A 20,552-nucleotide genomic window follows, 5' to 3' on the forward strand; every position below is an offset into this window, starting at 1 on the left:
GGTCGCGGAACGGCTCTCCCATGATGTCGTGCGGCGGCACGCAGACAGCGCCTTCGCCTCGTTCATGGACGACCATCAGATGGCGGTATTGGACTCCGGCGTGGAACCCGCGGTCCGGGGTACCGATGGCGGCGCTCACCGCCTCGATCAGCTCGGACGCCTCCTCGGACGTGATGTGCCCCGCCGAGTAGTCCAGCATCAGATCGCCGTCGAGCGTCACCAGGTTGCACCGAAACGCGACGTCTGTTGGCGACAACGGCACGCCCATGCTGGCGGCTTCCAGCGGGGCTCGGCCGGTGAGGTACTCGTCCGGGTCGTACCCCATCACGGACAGGTTGCCAACATCGCTTCCGGGCTTTTGGGTGGCAGGAATCACGTCGACGAGTCCCACGACCCCGGCGGCGGCGATGGCATCCATGTGCGGCGTGTCGGCGGCTTCCAGCGGCGTCTTTCCACCCAGTTCGTCCAGTGGGAAGTCCGCCATTCCGTCTGACAAGATGACGATGAACTTCGTGTCGGCGAGTGCCCTCACCCGAAAACCTCCGCGAGAATACGGTCGGCGTGTGCCGGAACGACGACGGGCTTCTCCGCGACCACGATGGCGCGGTCCGGGTCCTTCAAGCCGTGCCCCGTCAGAATGCAGACGATGGTGTCGCCCTTTCGGAAGTACCCCTGCTGATGCAGCATGATCGTCCCGGCGAGGGAGATCGCCGACGCGGGTTCCACGAATACGCCCTCCATCGCAGCCAGCATCTTGTAGGCTTTGACGATGTCCTCGTCTCGCACCTTCGCGATGGTTCCATCGGACTCGTCGCGAGCTGCCACGGCGAACTGCCAACTGGCTGGGTTCCCGATCTTGATCGCTGTCGCGATGGTCTGCGGATGGGGCACGGGCGCTCCGTCCACGATGGGCGCGGCTCCCCAAGCTTGAAACCCCAACATGTGGGGGCGCTTCTCGATCCTGCCCAGGTCGCGATACTCCGTGTAGCCTTTCCAATAGGCGGTGATGTTGCCGGCATTGCCGACCGGCATCGCCTGGAAGTCGGGCACCCGTCCCAGTTGGAGGCAAATCTCGAACGCGCCGGTCTTCTGCCCCTCGATCCGGTGAGGGTTGACGGAGTTGACCAGCGCCATCGGATGGTCTGCCGAGATCGCGCGGACGAGCTCGAGGGCGTCGTCGAAGTTGCCGTCGATGGCGATGACCTTCGACTGATGCACCATCGCCTGGGCGAGCTTGCCCAGCGCGATCTCGCCGTTGGGAACCAGGACGACGTTCGCGATGCGCGCCTTGGCAGCATAGGCGGCGGCGGATGCGGACGTGTTGCCGGTCGATGCGCAGATGAGCGCCTTCGCTCCTGCTTCGACCGCCTTCGAGACGGCGACCGTCATGCCGCGATCTTTGAACGAGCAGGTCGGGTTCAAGCCTTCGAGTTTGAGGTGTATCTCGAGGTCCCCGCCCAACGCTTCGCTGATGTTCCGCGCTGAAACGAGCGGCGTGTTGCCTTCGAGCAGCGTGATAACGGGGGTGGAATCGTCAACAGGGAGGTGGCTGCGGTAGCCTTCGATGACGCCGCGCCAAGGGAGCATGTCTGGCGGATCCGCCATCCGTGGGAGTTCCTCGGTGTCGCGTCGTGAGGTCACAGGTCTGCCTCGACGCGGATGCAGGCGGTCGGAGCCTTGACGCACGACAGCCGATCGATCTCATCCAGAGCCGACCGCAGGTTCCGCTCGACGGCGCGATGCGTCATCAGGACGATCGGCACCGAATCCTCGCAGTGCGGTTCCTTCTGGATCACCGCCGAGATGCTGATGTCATGGCGACCTAGAATCGTCGCGATCTCGGCGAACACCCCCGGGCGGTCATCGACCTGCATGCGCAGGTAGTAGCGTGTCACACAGTCGCCGATGGGGTGGATCGGGACGGTCACGGCGCGTTCGGGATGCCAACATCCAGGTATCGTCGCTGGCGCGCCGGAGGCGACCGTTCGAGCGGCATCCACCAGATCGGCGACGACCGCGCTGGCGGTCGGCATTCTGCCCGCCCCTCTGCCGTAGAACAACGTCGGACCCACGGCGTCGCCCACCACGACGACGGCGTTGAAGGCGTCGTGAACGTTGGCGAGCATGTGGCGTTCTGGGATCATCGCGGGGTGCACGCGCACGTCCACTTTCCCGTCCACGCGACGCGAGATCGCCAGCAGCTTGATGACGTAGCCGAGCTCCCGCGCGTACTGAATGTCGTCCGGCTCGATCGCTCGGATGCCCTCGATGGAGACCGCGTTCACATTCACGTTGAATCCGTAGGCGAGTGACGACAGGATCGCGATCTTGTGCGCCGTGTCGAACCCGTCGACATCGAAGCTCGGTTCGGCTTCTGCGTATCCGAGCTCCTGAGCAGCCGCCAGAGCCGTCGCGAACGACTCACCCCGCTGGGTCATCTGCGTGAGAATGTAGTTGCACGTCCCGTTGACGATCCCGTAGATGCCCTGGATCTCGTTGGCAGCCAAGCCTTCGTGGAGGGCTTTGATGATGGGGATACCGCCGGCGACACTCGCCTCGAGGTAGACGCCCACGCCCGCCTTGTGAGCCGCTCGGAACACCTCATCGCCGTGGAGCGCGATGAGAGCCTTGTTGGCGGTGACGACGTGCTTGCCGTGCGCCAACGCTTCGAGGACGAACCGACGCGCATCGTCGGTTCCGCCCATCAGCTCGACGACGATGTCGATGTCGGACCGGCGAACGAGCGCCAGGGTGTCCGTGGTGAGGAGCCCGGGTCGCAAGGCGAATCCGCGCTCTTTGGCGAAGTCGCGCACCGCGACCATCCTCAGGTCGATCTGAGTGCCGACGTGGTTGGCGAGCCAGTCGGCGCGCTGCTCTAGGATTCGGACGACGCCGCCGCCGACGGTTCCTAGACCGATCAACCCGACGCGGATCGCGCGCGCTGCCATACCGATACCACTCCCGCCCGAACACGCTCGCTGGGATTTCACGCTGGGACGGCTGAACTATAGCACGGCAGGAAGCGCTGAGACAACGCGCGACGACTGAGCCTGCGCGCGACAGTCGCCCCCCTACGGATGGATGTCCTCGAGAACCTGCCGGACGAGATCCGGGCGATCCGAGATGATGCCATCGACCCCCAACGCGACGGATCGACGGATCGACGGCTCATCGTCCGCGTCGTACACGTGGACCTCGACTCCCCACCGGTGTGCCGCCCAAATGAATCCGTGTGACGCGATCTCACATCTGCGGTGTCGGAGCGGAACCTGCAGGGCGTCGTACGGAACCGACCACAGTCTCGGTAGCCATCGCAGGACGTAGGCGAACAGGCGCGCCTCGAACGGGGACGCAGACGTGGCGACTCGTCCCGAGCTGATCTCGCGGAACCTCTCCAGCGCGCCATGGTAGAACGAGGCGACGCAGACGCGATCTCGGGCTTCCTGTCCGTCGATGGCGTCCAAGGTAAGTTGCGCCAGTTCAGGCTCTTGGGATTTGAGATCCACGTTCACGCGGGTCTCAGGAAAGGCACTCAAGACGTCCGAAAAGAGCGGAACCACGACGCCGGTTCCACGGTAGGGATAGGATTTCCCGCCGTCAGGCGTGAACCGGTAGCCGGCGTCGAGCGACGACAGCTCGTCGAACGACATCCCGGCAATCGGTCCAGACCCGTTGGTCGCGCGGTCGACGGTCGCATCGTGGCTGACGACGACGCGACGGTCCCGGGTCAAGTGGACATCCAGTTCGAGCACGTCTACGCCGATTCGGACAGCGTTTTCGAACGCGACCATCGTGTTTTCGGGGGCGAGGGCGACGCCGCCACGATGCGCCATGTTGAGGGGCTTGCGTCGGGACTGCGATGAGAGTCCGGGTCCCAAAGCCGACATGCCTGGGTGACACTCCGTCACGCGCTGGCGCGTGCATTGAGTGGGGCGAGCCTACCGGACTTTGCGGGCGTTCCTCGTCTGGATGAGCTCGGCGACGATGCTGATCGCGATCTCCGGGACCGTCTTGGAGCCGATGTCGATGCCGATTGGCGCGTGGATCTCGGTGAGTCGGTCCTCCCTGGCGCCAAGCGCCCTGAGATCGTCGAAGATCAGCTTGAGCTTCCGGCGGCTCCCGATCAGCCCTTTGTAGCCAGCGTCCGAGCCCAAGATCGCGTCCAGGCACTCCTCGTCGTTGCGGTGACCGCGCGTGACGATGACCACGTACGACTGCGGTCCCAGCACACGCTCGCGAAGTGACTGGGCGATGTCCGCGACGACGATCGCGTGGGCGTCCGGCAGGTTCGTTCGGTTGGCGTACTCGGGGCGGTCGTCGATGACGGTGACGCGGAAGTCGCAGAGCGCTGCGAACCGGCACACCGCAGCCCCGACGTGTCCGGCTCCGGCGATCAGCAGATCGATCTGCGGCAGAAGCGGCTCCGTGTAGACGATGACGCCTCCATCCAGCGCAGTCCAGGTGCAGGCGTCGCGGTCCTCGATGGCATCGATGGCGACGCCGAGAGCCTGGTCATCGGCGGCATCGGATCCGAGGGAGCCCCACCGCCGACCGTCGGCGCAGACCAGCAGCTTGGACCCAACTGTCCGCCGGTCGTCCGGATCACGCGCTTCGATGACCGTGGAAAGCGTTACCGGCGATCCCTGTCCGTGGCATTCTTCGATTTGGCGATAGATCGCCGCGTCCTCGTCACGGTCGGTCAGATCGACGAACACACGCATGGTTCCGCCGCAGATGAGTCCGTCGTCCCAACCGTAGTCGTCGTTCAGGCGAAACGTCAGGAGCTCTCGCGTCCCGGACTGCATCGCGCCCGCCGCGCGCTTCCGGGCTTCGGCTTCGACACACCCGCCGCCCAGCGTTCCCATCGACGTGAAGTCGGGCAGAACCAGGAGCTTCGCGCCGGGTTTCTGCGGCGTCGAGCCCGTCGTCTCGACGACGGTGCAGAACGCTCCCCGGGCTCTCGCGGTCGCGAGATCTGCGGCATGCCGGAACGCTTCGCGCATGTCCACCGTTCCTCGGATGTCAGTCCGTCCAGTCGCGAGCCAACTGGGTCAGGAGCCGCGTACCGAACCCGCTGGCGCCTTTGACGGAATAGCCTGTCGTCTTGTCACTGGCGAAGACACCCGCGATGTCGAGGTGCGCCCAGGCGTGATTCCCGACGAACCGCTTGAGGAACGCCGCGCCCGCGATGGTTCCAGCGGCGCCACTCCCGACGTTCTTGATGTCCGCGACGTCGCTCTTGACGTCCTCATCATAGTCGTCCCACAACGGCAACTGCCACACGCGCTCGTGGGTCGCGGCGGCGGCGGCACGAACCCGATCCATGAGGGCGGCGGAGGAGTCATCTTCCCTTCCGAGCATGCCGCACGCTTGGTGTCCCAGGGCGGTGACGACGGCTCCGGTCAGCGTGGCAACGTCCACGACCGCCTTTGGGTTCAGCGACACCGCGTACGCCAGCGCGTCAGCCAGCACGAGGCGACCCTCGGCATCGGTGTTGAGCACTTCGATGGTCGTGCCGCCATACGCCCGAACCACGTCGCCCGGACGCTGCGCGGTTCCGCTCGGCATGTTCTCCGCTGCCGCGACGATACCGACGACCCGTCTCGCGATCCCGAGCTCCGCGGCTGCGAGCACCGCTCCGATGACCGCCGCAGCGCCCGACATGTCGTGCTTCATCTCGACCATGCCGCCCGCCGTCTTGAGCGACAGTCCCCCGCTATCGAAGCAGATGCCCTTGCCGACGTAAACGAGCGGCGCTTCATCAAGGTTCGCGTTGTGTTCGAGCACGATGAGAGCGGGAGGGTTGGCGCTTCCCTGACCGACTGCGAGAATTGTGTTGAAGCCCTGCTCTCGGAGCTGCTCGGGCCCCAGAACGGTGCACGCCACGCCAGCCGACTGGGCGAGCGCCGACACGCGGTCAGCGAGGACAGCCGGCGGGAGGCGGTTCGGTGGCTCGTTGCTCAAGTCCCTGGCGATGATAGTCGCCCGCGCGATCGCCTCGCCGATGGCGGTCCCGCGCTTCAGCTCCTCCCGGCGTCCTGGGTCCGCATCCAGCAATGACATGGAGGCGAGGCGCTTGGGCGGACGTTTCGGGTCGGGTGAGCGGTATTCACAGAACTCGTACAGGCCCAGCAGAGCGCCTTCAGCCAGAGCTTGACCAACCGATTCGCCGGTTCCCGGCACGCCTGAGTGGAGAACGCTCCCGGCGGAGCCGAGCCCGAGTCCGCGCAGATGGCGCAGCGCGTTCCCCGACGCTCGGCGCAAACCTTCAGCCGTGACTTCATCGCGGGGTCCCAGACCGATGAGCAGCACGCGCGGCGCCGGGATGCGACCGTGGACATAGACCAGCGCGAGCTGATCCTTGCTGCCGTCGATGTCGCCCGACTCCAGCACAGACGTCAACACGCCTCCGAGCGTGTCGTCCAGTGACCTGCCTGCCGGACTGAGTTCCTTCTCGTGGAACACGCCCACGATGAGCGCATCGCCCTTGTAGAGGACGAACTCGTTCCCGACCGTGATCGCCATCGGCTTCGCTTGGTCGTCGTTCGCGGCGGTCATCTACTGGCTGAGTCCTTTCAGCACGCTCCGTGTGACGGCTTCGACCAGTTCCTCAAGGTCCGAACCCGAAAGCCCCGGCGATGCGACGGTCGCCGATCCCGGTTCCTCAGTGTCCGATTGAGGAGCATCCGCGGACCCGATGGGTCGATTCGGCGGATAGCACACGTCGCACTCGACGCAGATGTCCGGGAACCGGTCGCAGACTCCGGCGCTGCCGAAGACCTGCATCTGCCTTGCGATGGTCGCGCGGATCGCCTGCCGCACCGTCGTCAGCAGCAGTGGGTAGCTGACAAGGTCCGGGTCGACTGTGAGCGTCTCACGGGCGGATTCGATGGCGGCGACACTCAATTGGGTGTAGTAGTTGATCTTGGCGATTCCGAGCGAGATGGCTCGTTTGAAGTCCCCATCGCTGACGCCGGTTCCACCATGGAGCACGATGGGCATCCGTGTCCGACGGGCGATTTCTGCAAGCCGGTCGAAATCCAGCTTCGGCGTGCCCTTGTAGAGACCGTGAGCCGTCCCGAAAGAGATCGCCAGCGCGTCGATGTGCGTTCGACGCGCGAAGTCCTCTGCCTGGACGGGATCCGTGTAGAGGGACGGGTCCGCCTCGAAACGCTCGCTGGTGCCTTCGCCGCCGAGCACCTGTCCGAGTTCGGCTTCGACGGTGACCCCCATCGCATGACAGACCCGGACGATCTCGGACGTCTCCCGGACATTCTCCTCGTACGGCAGGTGAGAGCCGTCGAACATCACCGACGTGAATCCCGCCCGAATCGCCCGCATGATCGTCTCGAACGTCTCGCCGTGATCCAGGTGGAGCGCGACTGGAACCGGAGCGCGTTCACCGGCGCGGCGCGCGACATGAGCCACGTCGTCGAGGTCGATGTACTTCAGATGGACCTCCGCGACGTCGATGATGACCGGCGACCGCTGCTCGGTTGCGACGTCGAGGATCGCCTGAAGCGTCTCGTACTCGGGCACATTGAAAGCGCCGACGCCGTAGCCGTGAGCTCGCGCGTGAGCCAGCAAGCCAGCGAGGTTGACCAATGCCATGGGTATCGTCCGTCGTGCGTGGGGTCTAGGCTGGATCGGCGGACTTCGGTTCGTCGCCAGGATCCGCGAGCGACTTCAGAGTAGCCAGATTGCGCGCATGGTATTGTAGATCATCCGGCGTCTCGATGAAACACGGCACGTGGCGCAGCCGGGAGTCGTTGACGACCCGGCGGAACGGCTCGATCCCGAGGCTGCCCTCCCCCGGATGTTCGTGCCGGTCCACTCGCCCTCCGAGGTCGCACTTGGAGTCGTTCAGGTGGATCGCCATCACTCGGTCGATTCCGACGGTCTGGTCGAACGCCTTCCATGTCGCGTCGTACCCATCGCCGCGAAGGTCGTAACCGGCGGCGAACACGTGACACGTGTCGAAGCACACGCCGAATCGCGCAGACGGCTCCAGGCGCGCCAACAGTCGTGCCAAGTCCTCAAACCGGTCGCCGACCGAAGCCCCCTGCCCCGCCGACGTTTCGAGAAGCACGACGGCGGTTCCATCTGCCGCTGCGATGACCTCCTGGAGACCATCGACCACATGGGACATCGATTCCTCGCGCGACCCGTCGAGTCCCGATCCCACATGGAGCACCACGCGGTCGATGTCGAGCAGTGCACACCGATTCAGTTCCGCTTCGAGCGCCTTCCGTGAGTTGAGGCGGACGTTTTCCTTGGGAGACGCCAAGTTGATCAGGTAGGATGCGTGAGACATGACGATGGGATTGCCGTGCAGCGCGCGCTCTTCGCGATACTGCGAGAGCTCTTCCTGGGTGAACCGGCGCAGAGCGTGCTGACGCGGGTTCCCGGTGAACACCTGGATCACTTCGGCTCCGTACTGGTCCGCGCGTTCGAACGCAGTAGCCATGCCGCCGGCTGCGCTGACATGAGCCCCCAAGGGCGGGCGATTCGGCATCATTCCTCCCAATCACGCTGCAGCGAACCCAGGTCATCCAGCCCGATCCGTGGGACAAGATGGCGCGCGTACCCGAACTCGCGCCCGTCCGGGTCCTTCTCAATGCGCTCGGCGCATTCCCGAGCCCTGCTCAACAACGCGGACACGTCGATGCCATGGAACTTCGGCGCGTAGGCTGCCAGATTGGTCGAGCCCCGTCGCAGCAGGTTGACGGCTCCGCGCCGGTTCCCGTTCCGCCAGTGGTAGAACCCCACAGACAACTGGATGAGTCCCTGGTAGAAGGGACGGCGGTTCTGCCGCCATTCAGAGCGCCAGACCTGCTCGAGCGTCTCATGCGCCTCGAAGAAGAGCTCGCGGTTGAACTCGTCGATTCCTCGACGAATCCACTCGATCATGCTCACCGGTACATCGGTCACCGTGACACTTCGACCAGAGTCGACGGGTGGTTGCCCCACTCCGCCCAGGAACCCGCGTAGTTGCGCACACGGGGGAACCCGAGCGCGCGCAGCACCCCGTACAACTGCGCCGAACGAAGACCGCGCTGACAGTAGACGACCACGTCCTTGTCCGGCGTGATCCCGCTGGATGAAAGCTCAGCCCGCAGTGCGTCTGTCGCGCGAAGGGACGCGATGCCCGATGCATCGACGGCGAGCGTCCGCACCCAATCGAAGTGTACAGCGCCGGGAATGTGCCCCGCCTTCTGCGACTCGCGCTCCGCGCCGGAGTACTCGCCGGCAGACCGTGCGTCGACGAACACCACGTCCCCGTCGCCGATCCGCTCCATGATCCACTCCATCGAAACGACCGAGGCGCGTTCCCCTCGCGGCGCGTAGGCGACGGAGCCCGACGACTGCATGGCGTTCGTCAGCGGCTTCCCTCTCGAATGCCATCGACGGATCCCGCCATCAAGCATGGCGACGCCACTGTGGCAGACTCGATCCAGGAGCTGCAGCGCGCATCCGACCTGCATCAGCGATCCGTCGTCGTAGAGCACGACTCGATCCGTCGAGCGGATCCCTGCTGCGCTCAGCCAATCGCCGATCCGTCGAGTTGCCGCTGGGCTCGCGAGATCAGGCGAGCAGTGTCTCGTGACATCGAAGGTCAGGGCGCTTGGAAGGTGGGCTCGGGCAAACAAGGCGGAGGGACGCGCGTCGACGACACATGAACCCTGGGTCGGTTCCCAAGCGCCGGCATCGACGATCTCCACGGCGTCGATCACCGCTCGACGCCTCTGCCGTCGGTCGGCATCGTGTCCTTCACCTCCTCGTACCAGATCATCTGGATGGCTTCGAGGGTTCGTTCGTTCGACGCCTCGGGGTCGTCATCGAAGCGTTCCAGTTGGCAGATCCAGCGATGGAGAGTGGGGAAACTGATCGAGAGCACATCGATGTCTGGATGCGCATCGATCAAGTCGAGGGCGATGTCCTCATGGTCTTCCCAAGTCAGCTTTGCCATGGAGTCGCTCGCAAAGGGTTCAGCTCAGATAGGGGCGACACGTGGCACGCGCTACGGGCGCGTCTACGGTCAGCCCTGAATCGTCCGTGGCTTGTCAGGCGGCGTCGCCCTTGCGGCTGCCCTTGGCGGCGGAGCCCACGGGCGCGCCCCAGGGCTTGGCGAACTCGTAGATCAGGTCGTTTCGGTCGTAGGTCGCGTACTCGAAGTCCTTGGTCATCTTCAGGCATTCCGTTGGGCACGCCTCGGTGCAGAGCCCGCAATACATGCACTGGGACATGTCGATGTCGAACCGCGACGCGTTCCGCCGGATGGGCATGCCGCCGGAGGTCGTCGCGAACTGCATCCCCTTGGGAGCCTCTTCGTACTCGATGTGGATGCAATCGACCGGGCAGTCACGCTGACAGGCGAGGCAGACGACGCAGTCCTCGAAGTGGTTGTGCAGTCTGCCGCGGTACCCGTCTGGAATCCGTGGTCGCTCTTCCGGGTACTGGAGCGTCACGGCTGGAGTGAAGAACTCCTTGATGGTGATTCGCATTCCCACCATGGCTGTCCAGACGCCCGCGTAGATGTTCCGGATGTATTGACGCATCTCGCGTACGATCTCCTGCTAGTCCGCGCCTGCCTGCTCGCGGTACTCGACTGCCTTCTCCCGCAGCCCCAGCGCGACGGCATCGGCTTCGTCGACGCCGCGTATCTTGGCGAACTCCCGGATGTCCTGCGTGATCCGCATGCTGCAGAAATGGGGCCCGCACATACTGCAGAAGTGTGCCACCTTGGCGGCGTCGGAAGGAAGAGTCTCGTCGTGGAACTCTCGCGCCGTGTTGGGATCCAGTGACAGGTTGAACTGGTCTTCCCATCGGAATTCGAATCGTGCTCGTGACAGTGCGTCGTCCCACTCCTGAGCCTTGGCGTGTCCCTTCGCCAGGTCAGCGGCATGCGCGGCGATCTTGTAGGCGATGACGCCCTCGCGCACGTCGTCACGGTCGGGGAGCCCGAGATGCTCTTTCGGCGTCACGTAGCACAGGAGCGCCGTGCCGTACCAGCCGATCATCGCCGCGCCGATCGCCGATGTGATGTGGTCGTAGCCGGGCGCGACGTCGGTGGTCAACGGGCCCAGCGTGTAGAACGGCGCTTCATCGCACCATTCCATCTGCTTCTCGACGTTCTCGCGGATCCGGTGCATCGGGATGTGACCGGGTCCTTCGTTCATCACCTGAACGTCGTACTCCCACGCGATGCGCGTCAGTTCGCCCTGGGTCTTGAGCTCTGCGAACTGGGCTTCGTCGTTTGCGTCGGCAATGGAACCAGGTCTCAGACCATCGCCCAGTGAGAACGCCACGTCGTAGCGGCGCATCAGATCGCAGATGTCGCGAAAGCGGGTGTAGAGGAAGTTCTCCTGGTGGTGAGCCAGGCACCACTTCGCCATGATGCTGCCGCCCCGCGAGACGATCCCCGTCAACCGGTTCGCCGTCATCGGGATATACCGCAGCAGCACCCCGGCGTGGATCGTGAAGTAGTCGACGCCCTGTTCCGCCTGCTCGACGAGCGTGTCATAGAAGATGTCGAACGTCAGCTCTTCCGCCTTGCCGCCCACCTTCTCAAGCGCCTGGTAGATGGGGACGGTTCCGATGGGCACTGCCGAGTTGCGGAGGATCCACTCGCGCGTCTCGTGGATCTGCTTGCCCGTGGAGAGGTCCATCACCGTGTCGGCTCCCCACCGCGTCGCCCATCGGAGCTTGTCGACCTCCTCCTCAGTGGAGGACGCGACGGCGGAGTTCCCGATGTTCGCGTTCACCTTGACGAGGAACCGCCTGCCGATGACCATCGGTTCCGATTCGGGATGGTTGATGTTCGCCGGCAGAATGGCGCGTCCAGCGGCGATCTCATCGCGGACGACCTCGGCGGACTCACCTTCCCGCAACGCGGCGAACCGCATCTCCTCGGTAACGGTCCCTTGTCGCGCATAGTGTAGCTGCGTGACGGTCTGGGTCCCGCGTAGCACGCGCCGCCGAAGGGTCTCCGGGATCCGTTCGGCGAGTCTGCTGCGCCGCTCGGCTGGGACATCCTCGACCCCGGGACGGGCGGCGATCCACTCGCTGCGCAACGCCGGCAACCCGACGTGCGGGTCGTGACCCTGGGGCCCGCTGGTGTCGTAGAGATCGACGTGGGGCGAGCCATCCGACAGATGGACGCGTCGTACCGGCACTCGGATGCCGCGCGAACCCTCGACGTACGCCTTCTCGATGCTGGGCACCGACGACCCGTGTTCGGCAGCGGAACGATGGCGCGGGCGGCTCTGCGGAGCCATGGGTTCCTTCCCGTTCAAGACTCTCGTTCAGCCGTGAGCGAAGCGCCAGCCCCTGCAAAGCTGAATACTAGCCGCCAATCCGCGACATGTTGCGGTCGGGACGAACGAACCCCGCCACGTTGATCATGTGTCCCCGCTCCTTGCCGGCGACGGCGTTGACCAGAGCCCGAGCGATCCGGTCGTCATCGGAACCGTCGCGGAGCATCTCGCGGAAATCGGTCTCCTGGACCGCGAACAGGCAGGTTCGCAGTTTTCCGTCGGCTGTCAATCGGATGCGGTCGCAGCGGTCGCAGAACGGGTCGGTGACCGAGGCGATGATCCCGATGCGCCCTCTGCCGTCCACAAACGCGAAATCCTCGGAGGGGCTGCTCCCACGTCCATCGACCGGTTCCAGCGGATAGACGGCGTTGATGCGGGAGAGGATCTCTTTCCGTGACAGCAGCTTCGTCCGATCCCATGCGCCGTCGCCATCCAGCGGCATGTATTCGATGAAGCGCACGACGATGGGGCGCTCGCGCGCCAATCGGGCGAAGTCGATCAGTTCGCGTTCCGAGATTCCCGCCATGGCGACGACGTTCACCTTGAGCGGCGTGAATCCCGCCTCCAGTGCGGCGTCGATGCCATCCAGAACCGCATGGAGGGCGTCGCGGCGGGTTAGTTGGGCGAACAGATCGCGGTCCATCGTGTCGAGGCTGACGTTCAGTCGGTGAAGTCCCGCGTCGCGCAGGGGTCCGGCGAGCTCGTCGAGACGAACGCCGTTCGTCGTAAGGGCGAGGTCCTCGACGCCCTCGATCTCGCCGATGGCTTTCACGAGGCGCGGCAACTGACGCCGGACGAGCGGCTCGCCGCCTGTGAGCCGAACCTTGCGGATGCCGAGTCGAACCGCGATTCGAGTGAACCGCTCGATCTCGCCGAACGTGAGCACCTCGGAGCGGTCGTAGAACGTCATCTCTTCGGGCATGCAGTAGACGCACCGGAAGTTGCAGCGGTCCGTCACGGACACGCGCATGTTCCGAATCACTCGCCCGAATCCGTCCGAGAGATGGTCGGGAAGCGGGGCGTCCGGGTCCGACGTGGCTACGCCTGGTCTCTCACCGGCGCGCCATGTAGTCGGGATCGAGGTCCATTCGTGGCTCATGGCTCAGGAGCCGTTCTCTGTCGAAGATGAAGTCCTCGCGACGACCGAAGACGGGAACCGTGACGTTCGTGTCCATCCGGATCGCATCCTCGGGGCACGCCTCGACGCAGTAGCCGCAGAAGATGCACCGGAGCTCGTTGATCTCGAACACGGCGGGCATCTTCTCACGGTCTGCCCACTCCGCCGGCGTCGGCTGGGCGGCGATCGTGATGCAGTTCGCCGGGCACGCCGTCGCGCACATGAAGCACGCGACGCATTTGACGCGCCCCTGGGAGTCCTTCGTCAGCCGGTGCATGCCGCGGTAGCGTTCCGGGTTCGGGCGGAGGTGCTCGGGACGCGTCTCAGGGTACTGGATTGTCTCTTTCTTGGCGGGGATGTGGCGCAGCGTCGTGGCGAGCCCGCGGAACACTGCGGGGACGTACATCCTCTCCCACCAGCCCATTTCGTGCGTCTGTTGCTTCACCGACAACTCCTCGCGGACGGTTGGGACACTCCGTCGTCAATATATGCCGTATTCGGTCAGCATGTCCAGTGCAGCTGCCATGTTGACGGGCGGGACACTCGCCTCGACGATTGGGCACGGGCTCCAGATGAGCCCGCCGCCAGGCGCGAATGCGTCGAGCGTACGCTTCACGGCGTCCTGGGCGTTCTCTTCGGTTCCAAGGAGGAACACTTCCGGTTCCGTGGTCGTCGCGCCAACAAAGGTCAGCGAGTCGCCGTACTCACGCTTCAAGTAACGGTCATCCACCTGGGTGGCGCTCCGAGGCGCGAGTCCGACGACACGAACCCCTTCGCGGATGAGAAGGGGTAGGACCTCGTGACGGTACGAAGGGCAGAAGAGCGCGATGTGCGCATCTGCCCGGATGCGTCGGATCGCTCCCAAGACGTCGCGCCAGAAGGGCACCAGCAGGTCCTCGACCTCGGCGTCGTCGAGCGGAAGTCCCGGAACGATCTCGAGCCGTTCCGATTCGGCAACGATCAGCGGTTCCAGGTCGCTGAGGAGCGGATCCGCCAGTCGGGTTTCCCAATACCGCGATTTCGTCTCGCTGACGCGCTCGAGGATCGACGCGGTGGGCCCGGAACCGGTGGCGAGGTCTCGCAGCACGTCCGACGCGCCCCGCAGCCGCAGAGCCGTCTCGAGAACGCCGCCGCCAAGCCCGCGCACGACGGACACTCGCCCGTCCCGGGTCGGGGTACCCAGCCAGCGCAGCGGATCCTCCGGGTCGGGCAGACGGAACGCCGTGGCGTGATCGACGGACACGGGCCCGGACAGTGGCGAACGCTCGATGGTGTAGTGGGGCTCGGCGCTTTCCCGTCGCCATACAACGCCCCAGTCGTCCTCGACTCGCTCGAAAGTCTGCGTCCGGGCGTCGGCTCCGCTTGCCGATGACTGGAAGGACTTCGTGCGCCACTCGTAGCGAGCGTCGCCGTAGTCGTCAGGCGGGATGAACGACCCATCGGATGGTCTGAGGAGCGCGAGAGCGAGGTCGTATCGCTCGATCAGTGCCTCGTGCGGCGACGCCAGTCGCTGGATGTCGTTCGCGACCGACTGGGTTCGGTCGTCGATCCGAAGGTGATCGAGGAGTCGATCATGGGCTTCGACACGGAACCCCGTGAATCCGGTCGCGCCCCCGTCGATCGGGACGCGATCGGGCTCGCGGTGGGCGAGCGCACAGTCCACGCGCGCGCGAGCGTCGAGCTGAGGCATGTCGCCCTAGACTCGCGGTCGTTCGCGCAGCCGGTTCACGGCGAGCTTGGCTTCCCAGCGAACGGCGGGGGTCTCATCCATGTCGCGGGCGATCACTTCGAGCGCCTGCCGAGCGGAGACATTCCTCACGGCGGTCAAGGCTTGGATGGCAGCCCGTCGAGCCCCTACCGTGCCCTCGCGCACGACTGCGAGAAGGGGATCGACAGCGGATTCGCCGATCATGCCCAAGGCGCGCACCGCTTCTTGGCGCACCGCGCCATTGGGGTCGTCCAGCACCGTGACGAGGGCTGACACAGCCCTGCTGTCTCGGATCGCGCCGAGGCACTTGGCCGCCTGACCGCGCAGGTAGTGGTCATCCTCTTCGAGTAGAACGATCAGCGAATCGACCGCCTCCTCGCCGAGCTCGACCAGCGCGCGCGACGCCGTGTACCGGACGTTCCAGTCCGGGTCGCGCAGTCGGACCAACTGAGATTCGAGGTCCTTCGGCGCCCGATCCGCACCGGATCCAACCTTTGCCTGTCTCATCTTGGTGCTCCACCTCGGGCAGTTCGCCCTAACCGTCGTCGACGCAGATCAGCTTCCTCGGCGACGTCTCGCCCGTCATGATCCGGACCTGCGACGGGCGGACGCTCAGATTGTCGGCAATCACTCGCAGGAGCTCCCGGTTCGCCTTGCCGCGCTCGCGAGTCGCGTGAACCCAGACCTTCGCATCGCCGTCCGGGAGCCACTCCAACGCTTGTCGCGAGGACTTGGCGACAACGACCACCCAGAACGTGCGCATACGTTCGCTCCTGATGCGCTCAGTCTATCACGCGAGACCCGTCGCCACAACGGGCGGGCGGCGCCGAGTACGCTGAGACGCCGATCAGTCGCTGAGTGCGTCCGTCACCGCGTCGACGATCTCCTGCAGTCGGTTCGCGTCGCGAACCCGCTTCCTGTCTGCGTCGGTGACGTAGAAGACATCCACGGCGCGGAACGCCTCCGTCGATATCTTGGCGAGCGAGATATCCAATCCCAGTTCGCTCAACGCGTGCGCGATTCGGTACAGCAACCCGACGCGGTCGTTCGTACGCACGTCGATGATCGTGTAGTCCCGGGAATCCTCGTTGTTCGCCCGGACCACCGTCTCGATGGGAACCGTGCGGTGCTGCGGCTTCGATCTGCGACGAGCGTGCGACGCCAGCAGCGCCTCGATGTCCAGCTCGCCTGCATCCACGGCGATCAGGCGTTCCTCCAAGTGCTTGACCCGATCCTCATCGATGGACAGACCGGTCGCCCCGTCCGCCACGTGGAGCGTGTCCACGGCAATGCCGTCCTGCCGCGTGTTCAGGTCCGCGGATAGAATGCTCACGCGATCTGATGCAAGCACGCCTGCGATGTCCGCGAACAGACCGTGACGGTCGCGTGCTGCGAACACGATTGATGAGTAGTTGTGCGAACACTCGAACATCTTGATGACGCAGCTTCCGTGAGAGAGCTCGCTCACGGCGCGGACCTGCGCTTCGATCTCCGCCGGCGTAAAGAACGCCATACGCTCCAGTCCCATCGCGGCGAAGTGGGATTCGAGGGAACCGTGCCAGTCGGGGCCCATCTGCTCCTTCACGCGCGCGAGCACGACATGCGCCTCGTTCGGGTCGAGGTGAAGCTCGCCGCGATACAGGCGCATCGCTCGATTGTAGAGCCGCTGTACGAGGGTCGCGGTCCAGTCGGTCCACAGCTCCGGGTTCACGGCGCGTATGTCAGCGTACGTCATGAGATACAGCATCTGGAGACGCTCTGGCGTTTGGACCACGTCGACGAAACGCTGAATCGTCTCCGGGTCGTCGAGGTTCCGACGCTGCGCCGTGTGGGACATCGTGAGGTGCTCTCGGACTAGGAACCGGATATCGTCCCGCTGCGTCTCCGATAGCTGAGCCAGGCGACCAACAGCCGACTCGACGAGCGCCCATCCTCGCTCCACATGACCGCCCTCTCCGTCTACTCCCTTGCCTATATCGTGCAGCAGCAGAGAGATCCTGAGAGCCACTCGCTGAGCGTCGGTTAGTTCTTCGAGCACCTCGCTCAGCGACCGACCATGGTGGAGGGGAGCCACGACGCTCGTGTCCAGGTTCTCGATGGCAAGCAGCGAGTGTTCGTCTACGGTGAAACGATGGTAGTAGTCGTACCGCACCAGGGCTCGGAGCTTCTCGAACTCCGGCATGAGCCAGCCGAGAACGCCGAGATGGTGCATGTCGCGGAGCGTTTCGCCCACATGGTCGCGCTTGGCAAGGAGCCGAAGCCACCCCGTGACGGCAGGCTCGGTCGGCTCGACCGGCACGGTGAAGGCGTCGACGATCTGCTGCCTCGTCCCGACACTCAGGGGCAGTCCTCGCTCGGATCGATGGTTGAGCAAGGAGAGCAACAGAGCGTCGGCTGCCTCGCGGGACGTGCACCTGCCCAACGCGCCGCGTTCGAGCCGCACACGTTGTCGGAGCTCGATGACGCCAGGCGCGATGCGACGGCTCTGGATGCGATCGACGAGTCGTCGCCAAGAGCTCCACTCCCATCGGCTCTGCATGATGATGATGCGAGCGCATTCGTGGAGCCATTGGATGTGGCGGAAGAAGTCGCGCATCAAGCGCTCTTCCGCGAGGCGATCCTCCTCGTCGACGTACCCGAGCGCCTTGGCGACGTGCTCCTGCATGGCGAACGTCAGGACATCGCTCCTCCGCTTCGCCAGGTAGTGGAGCTCGTTGCGGACGCGCCACACGAAGTCGAGTGCGTCGCCGAACGCGTCGAACGCCGGTTCCGGCAACACACCATGCGAGACGAGCTCCCGCATATCCCAGATGCCGAAGCGAGCTCGGGCGACCCAGCGCGCCGTGTGCACCTCACGCAATCCGCCGATGCCGAGTTTGATGTCGGGCTCCAGCACGTACACGGTGGCGGAGGGGTCGCCCATGGTCGTCCGCCAATCGTGCACCTTCTCGTCGATGAAGCCGCGAACGCCTCGGCGCATGGCTCGGTTTTGGATCTCGCTCTCGTATTCTGCCCAAAGCCGGCGGCTGCCGGTGATATACCGTCCCTCCAGCATCGCAGTGCGTGCATCGACATCGGCGTACGCCGACTGCTTGCAGTCCCGGATCGTTCGTACGGCGTGACCAACTTCGAATCCGATGTCCCAAAGAGCCGTGATCAGCAGGCTGGAGAACTCCTCGAGGGACTTCCGAGGGCATCTCTCGGGAGCGTGGAGAATGAGGACGTCCAGATCGGAGTGGGGGTTCAGCTCAGCACGACCATACCCACCGAGGGCAATGAGAGTGAGAGACGCTTCGTCGCTGATGACGCCTTGATGGATGGCGCTCGTGTGGAGCCGTCGGATGACGGTGTCGGCGAGCTCGGTATGCTCCTGGACGATCTCGCTCCCGGTCACGTACACGCCATCGGAATGGTATCGATGGCGCGCCATGATGCGCTCGACACTCGTCTCGACGAACGCGCGCAGCGTCGTCACATCGGAGCTCAAAGACGGGGGCATCATCGTGCGTCCCTCACCGGGGGGTGCCGTTGTCTGCCTTCTCATCCTGAGAGCGCAGCTCGATCCTGCGTCGGAGTTCTGCGATCTGGGCGCTTCCAGGGGCTGCCGCGTCGGCGCGCGCGATCATGTCGCCTGCCAGATCCCACTCGCTCCGGTCTGCGTACAAGGTCGCCAGCGCGTACAAGGCGCCGGCATGGTCGGGCTTCTGCGTGAGGAGTTCTGTGAACTCCGTACGCGCGCTATCCACGCGGTTCGCGTACATGCTCGTGAGACCATACAGATAGAGGAGCTCGGCGTCTGAAGGGGCTGCGGCAAGCGCCTGCGCCAACTCCGCCCGCGCGTCCGCATTCAGGTTCGCGGCTTCTAGGCGAGCCTGCTGCGCATCCGGCGATCCTACGGGCAGCGAATCGATGCGTTCGCGGATCCGCTCGACTTCGGACAGATAGACGATGGCGCGCGCCTGTCGGAGCTGTGCCTCGGAGCCGAGGATCGCGTCACGTTGGGCGAACATCGTCAGACCGACGATTGGCAGAACCGCCAGGAGCCCGTACGAGACCGGCAGCATCCTGCGGTACTTCCGAGCCTGCGGGTCGCCCGCGATCACACGCTCGACGAATGAGGTGCGGTCAGCTATCGGCGGGTGCGTTTTGGTCCAGCCCACCCATCGACGGATTCGGGTCGGCAGGGCGTGAAGCTCAGCCAGCTTCTGGAGGGCTCGTATGAACGCCTGTGGGTCCGATGCGTTCGTCGCCGCGAAGTAGTCCGCCTGGCGTTCCAGACGTCGAGACAGGAACCCCAGCAGGACCACGAAGTACGCGTAGAAGAAGACGATGACGATCGCGGCTCTTCCCAAGCCGGTGTCGGTCACTACCTTGGGAAGAACGGGTACGAGCAAGCCCAAGAGGGTGAAATACACTCCGAAGTAGGCGACTGAAAACGCCATGTAGAGCCACATGTGACCGTGCCGCACGTGACCGATCTCATGCGCGACGACGCATTCCGTCTCGTCGGCGTCCATGTTGCGCAACAGCCAGTCGGTCACGAACACCTCGCGAGATCGCGGCAGAACGCCCGAAACCGCCGCGTTCGCGATCCGCAGACCGCGTGTATACCACACGGAGAAGCGGTCCAGCCGCAGGTCGTGGCGCGCCGTGATCACACGAGCGCGCGCGCGAAGCTCACCGTCCGGCAACGGTTCCACCGGTAGGAGCCACCGGAGGAGCTTGGGCGCGTTCAGGTACGCGGCGACGATCAGGACCAGCACGATCAGCAACTGGAGCGAGGGATGGGAGGCGGCAAACAGTCGCACTGCCAGCGGCGCGCGCTCAAGGGCAGATGACGACAGCACGAACAGCGCGAACGGAACTAGCGGCAGCGCAGCGAGCTTGATCTGCCATCTCACAAACTCGCCGTACGCCTGAGTCTTCCCATGCAGAACGTACCCGGCGAGCCGACATGCCACAATCCCAATGACCAACGGGACCACAGCGATGGCGCGACGCACATCCGAAACGGGCAGAACCTCGAGCAGGCGATCAGCGATTCCGCCGAGATCGGACATATAGACATGGTAGAGGAACGACGCCAATGTCGCTGCCTCCGAGGCGGCAACCAGTGCGCGGAAGCGGGGTTGTAAACGCTGCCACAGGGAGTCGTGTTTTCGAGCTGCCCATGTTACGACCCAGAGCAACGCCCCTGGAGCCCACACGGACGCCACAGACGCCAACCCGCGAAAGGCGTCGTCCGGGCGAGGAGCGCTGTGCGGGTCCATGGTGAACAACGCGATCAGAGCGACGATGATCGGAACGCTGACGAGCGTCATCGCGGTTCCCGGGAGGAGCGCAGTTTGTGGCGGCGGCGTCGCAGGCGAGTATCCCACACGCGCGAACGATCTGACAAACCGTGGCACTG

20 protein-coding genes are annotated in these 20,552 nt (G+C 64.8%); all 20 read right to left on the minus strand.

Features of this window, described 5'->3' with window-relative positions; genetic code table 11:
- The coding region (locus FJZ36_03190) for a phosphoglycerate mutase (GenBank protein MBM3213903.1) at positions 1-484 on the minus strand (484 nt) is incomplete at its 3' end.
- 44 nt (positions 485-528) lie between these two features.
- A complete protein-coding gene (locus FJZ36_03195; GenBank protein ID MBM3213904.1) occupies positions 529-1,587 on the minus strand; it encodes a threonine synthase in 1,059 nt (352 codons plus the stop codon).
- A gap of 50 nt (positions 1,588-1,637) precedes the next feature.
- The gene (locus tag FJZ36_03200) at positions 1,638-2,948 is read right to left on the minus strand and encodes a homoserine dehydrogenase (GenBank protein ID MBM3213905.1); all 1,311 of its coding nucleotides are present in this window, start codon (positions 2,946-2,948) and stop codon (positions 1,638-1,640) included.
- A 123-nt stretch (positions 2,949-3,071) separates the two neighbouring features.
- Positions 3,072-3,887, minus strand: a complete 816-nt coding sequence (locus FJZ36_03205; GenBank protein MBM3213906.1) for a glycerophosphodiester phosphodiesterase — start codon at positions 3,885-3,887, stop codon at positions 3,072-3,074.
- 51 nt (positions 3,888-3,938) lie between these two features.
- A complete protein-coding gene (locus FJZ36_03210) occupies positions 3,939-5,003 on the minus strand; it encodes an XdhC family protein (protein ID MBM3213907.1) in 1,065 nt (354 codons plus the stop codon).
- 19 nt (positions 5,004-5,022) lie between these two features.
- Entirely contained in the window at positions 5,023-6,558 is a 1,536-nt protein-coding gene (locus FJZ36_03215) for a leucyl aminopeptidase (protein ID MBM3213908.1), read from the minus strand.
- A complete protein-coding gene (locus FJZ36_03220) occupies positions 6,559-7,611 on the minus strand; it encodes a class II fructose-bisphosphate aldolase family protein (protein MBM3213909.1) in 1,053 nt (350 codons plus the stop codon). It abuts the gene before it with no gap.
- Between the two features lie 25 nt (positions 7,612-7,636).
- A complete protein-coding gene (locus tag FJZ36_03225; protein ID MBM3213910.1) occupies positions 7,637-8,518 on the minus strand; it encodes a deoxyribonuclease IV in 882 nt (293 codons plus the stop codon).
- Positions 8,515-8,931 carry a DUF309 domain-containing protein gene (locus FJZ36_03230; protein MBM3213911.1) on the minus strand — a complete coding sequence of 139 codons (417 nt, stop codon included), beginning with the start codon at positions 8,929-8,931 and terminating at the stop codon, positions 8,515-8,517. Before FJZ36_03230 ends, FJZ36_03225 begins: the two co-directional genes overlap by 4 nt.
- A complete protein-coding gene (locus tag FJZ36_03235; protein MBM3213912.1) occupies positions 8,928-9,734 on the minus strand; it encodes a sulfurtransferase in 807 nt (268 codons plus the stop codon). The genes FJZ36_03230 and FJZ36_03235 overlap by 4 nt, the downstream gene beginning before the upstream one ends.
- Positions 9,731-9,970, minus strand: coding sequence for a Fe-S cluster assembly protein IscX (gene iscX, locus FJZ36_03240; GenBank protein ID MBM3213913.1), 240 nt, complete (start codon positions 9,968-9,970; stop codon positions 9,731-9,733). Before iscX ends, FJZ36_03235 begins: the two co-directional genes overlap by 4 nt.
- Positions 9,971-10,064: 94 nt before the next feature.
- Positions 10,065-10,559, minus strand: a complete 495-nt coding sequence (locus FJZ36_03245) for an NADH-quinone oxidoreductase subunit I (GenBank protein ID MBM3213914.1) — start codon at positions 10,557-10,559, stop codon at positions 10,065-10,067.
- An 18-nt stretch (positions 10,560-10,577) separates the two neighbouring features.
- Positions 10,578-12,278: a phosphomethylpyrimidine synthase ThiC gene (thiC, locus tag FJZ36_03250; protein ID MBM3213915.1), complete on the minus strand. Its 1,701-nt coding sequence runs from the start codon at positions 12,276-12,278 to the stop codon at positions 10,578-10,580.
- Positions 12,279-12,345: 67 nt separating this feature from the next.
- Positions 12,346-13,416, minus strand: coding sequence for a GTP 3',8-cyclase MoaA (moaA, locus tag FJZ36_03255; GenBank protein MBM3213916.1), 1,071 nt, complete (start codon positions 13,414-13,416; stop codon positions 12,346-12,348).
- The gene (locus tag FJZ36_03260) at positions 13,370-13,858 is read right to left on the minus strand and encodes an NADH-quinone oxidoreductase subunit I (protein MBM3213917.1); all 489 of its coding nucleotides are present in this window, start codon (positions 13,856-13,858) and stop codon (positions 13,370-13,372) included. The genes moaA and FJZ36_03260 overlap by 47 nt, the downstream gene beginning before the upstream one ends.
- A gap of 57 nt (positions 13,859-13,915) precedes the next feature.
- A complete protein-coding gene (locus FJZ36_03265; GenBank protein ID MBM3213918.1) occupies positions 13,916-15,124 on the minus strand; it encodes a hypothetical protein in 1,209 nt (402 codons plus the stop codon).
- Positions 15,125-15,130: 6 nt separating this feature from the next.
- The gene (locus tag FJZ36_03270) at positions 15,131-15,649 is read right to left on the minus strand and encodes a HEAT repeat domain-containing protein (GenBank protein ID MBM3213919.1); all 519 of its coding nucleotides are present in this window, start codon (positions 15,647-15,649) and stop codon (positions 15,131-15,133) included.
- 28 nt (positions 15,650-15,677) lie between these two features.
- Positions 15,678-15,905, minus strand: coding sequence for a DUF167 domain-containing protein (locus FJZ36_03275; protein MBM3213920.1), 228 nt, complete (start codon positions 15,903-15,905; stop codon positions 15,678-15,680).
- Between the two features lie 84 nt (positions 15,906-15,989).
- Positions 15,990-18,686 carry a [protein-PII] uridylyltransferase gene (gene glnD, locus FJZ36_03280; GenBank protein MBM3213921.1) on the minus strand — a complete coding sequence of 899 codons (2,697 nt, stop codon included), beginning with the start codon at positions 18,684-18,686 and terminating at the stop codon, positions 15,990-15,992.
- Positions 18,655-20,463, minus strand: coding sequence for a hypothetical protein (locus FJZ36_03285; protein ID MBM3213922.1), 1,809 nt, complete (start codon positions 20,461-20,463; stop codon positions 18,655-18,657). The genes glnD and FJZ36_03285 overlap by 32 nt, the downstream gene beginning before the upstream one ends.
- Positions 20,464-20,552 lie beyond the last annotated feature (89 nt).

This window comes from Candidatus Poribacteria bacterium, from assembly GCA_016866785.1.
Taxonomy (GTDB): Bacteria; Poribacteria; WGA-4E.